The organism is Candidatus Protofrankia californiensis, assembly GCF_900634765.1.
In the GTDB taxonomy this organism is placed as follows: Bacteria; Actinomycetota; Actinomycetes; order Frankiales; family Frankiaceae; genus Protofrankia; species Protofrankia californiensis.
In genome coordinates this window covers 6,640-8,627 of sequence record NZ_CAAAFT010000096.1, presented here as the reverse complement: position 1 = coordinate 8,627, position 1,988 = coordinate 6,640, and the positions used below count along the sequence as shown (strand labels likewise).

General features: G+C 71.3%; 1 protein-coding gene and 1 pseudogene. Both read right to left on the bottom strand.

The window, feature by feature from the left end; translation table 11 throughout:
- A pseudogene (locus DD1DGNOD_RS05875) lies at positions 1-655 on the bottom strand (hypothetical protein); the annotation flags it as partial.
- A 205-nt stretch (positions 656-860) separates the two neighbouring features.
- The coding region (locus DD1DGNOD_RS05870) for a methionine--tRNA ligase (protein ID WP_131769622.1) at positions 861-1,988 on the bottom strand (1,128 nt) is incomplete at its 5' end.

The window sequence follows — 1,988 nt, the reverse complement described above, 5'->3', positions numbered from 1 at the left end:
CGCCCCCAGCGGTGTCACCGGCACCAGCGGTGTCACCGGCACCACCGCCACCAGCGGTGTCAGCGCGGCGACCGCGCGTCCGGACGACCACGGCGACCAGCGCGACGGCGCCCACGGCAAGTGGGCCGTAACCGACCGGGCGGATCGTCACGGACGTTCCGAGTAACAGCCCCGCGGCGGCGCATGCCCGCACGGCGGGCCGGCCGGGACGGGCAAGCATGATCACCCCGCTGGCGGCCAGCGCCCCGAACAGGCTGTCCGCGAGGACGAACTGGCCGAGGTCGAGCACCCACGGCCACAGCAGGACGGGCGCGGCGGCACAGGCTGCGAGCCAGGGAGCGCGTACGGCGCGAAGCGCGACGGCGTACAGGCCCACCCCGGCCATGAACGTCAGCAGATGCTGGACGATCACGAGCCTGGTGAGATGGGCGTGGCCGTCGATCAGCAAGAGGAACATCGGGTAGCCGGACGGCCGCCAGTCCCCCGGCCACAGGCCCGTCCATGCCTGGTCGAGGTAGGCGGCCGAGTCCCCGAGGTACATGACCGAAGGCGGGTACGCGACGGTGACCAGCGCGCGCAGGACGCCCCCGGACGCGGCGATCCCGACGAAGACGGCATGCCGCCGCATCGCGGCTCCCAGCGCCCGACCGCCCATCAGCCGACCGCCCGCCAGCCACCCGATGCCCGGCCGGCCAACGCCCGACTATCCGCCAGTCGACCGCCAGCCATCCGGGTGCCCAGCAGCCGGCCGCCAGCCAGTCGACCACCGGCCAGTCGACCACCGGCCACCCGGGTGCCCAATGGCCGGGCGCTCGGCATCCGACCGCCCACCGCCCGGCCCCCCGGTGGCGCCGCGGGCATCACCCCAGAGCGTCTGGATCGAGCTTGGTGAACAGCGCCCCCGACCAGGTCAGGGTGTGACCGGCCGGCACGGGCTGACGCTCCCAGACGTCCAGGCTGATGCCGAGGACGTCGGCCACCTGAGCCGAGGTGAACGGCAGGAACGGCGCGAGCGCGGTCGTGATGCCGGAGATCGCCTGGATCGACACGGCCAGGCTGCGCCCGGCCCGGTCGGGGTCGACCTTGACCGTCTTCCACGGTTCCTCGCGGTACAGGTAGGCGTTCACCTCGGCGGAGATCTCCATGGCGGCCCGCAGCGCCGCCCGCAGTTCCACCCGCTCGATCAGCTCGCCCACCCGTACCAGACCCGCGTCCACCGACTCGATCAGTTTGGCGTGCACGCCGTCGAGCTCCCCGGTGTCGGGCAGGCGCCCGTCGAAACGCTTGCCGATCTGGGCCATCACCCGGTTGACCAGGTTGCCCCAGTTCGCGATCAGCTCGTCGTTGATCCGCCGGATGATGTCCGCGTCGGTGATTTCGGTGTCGTTCTGTTCCGGCAGCACCGTCGCGAGGGCGTAACGCAACGCATCCGGCTGGAGCCGGTCGAGGTACTCCCGGACCCCGCGCCCGATCCCCGCGGACTTCGACGCCTTTGCCCCACCGAACGTCACGTACTGGTTGGCCGGGACGTCCGTCGGCAGCTCCAACCCGCCGTAGCCGATCAGCATCGCCGGCCAGATCACCGTGTGGAACGGGATGTTGTCCTTGCCGACGAAGTAGTAGCTGGACGCGTCCGGGTTCTGCCACCAGTCACGCCAGGCGTCCGGATCGCCGGCCCGGCTCGCCCATTCCTTGCTCGCCGACAGGTAGCCGATCACGGCCTCGAACCAGACGTAGATCCGCTTGCCCGGACCGAGCTCGTCGGTGGGCAGCGGAACACCCCAGTCCAGGTCGCGGGTGATGGCCCGGTCGTGCAGGCCGTCCTTGACGAACTGCAGGGACCAGTTCATGACGTGCCGGCGCCAGCCGCTGCGGGTTTCCAACCACGCCAGCAGGTCGTCGGCGAGCGCGGACAGCCGCAGGAAGAAATGGGTGGTGGCCCGTTTCTCCGGAACCGCGCCGGTGAGCTTGCTGCGCGGGTCGAGCAG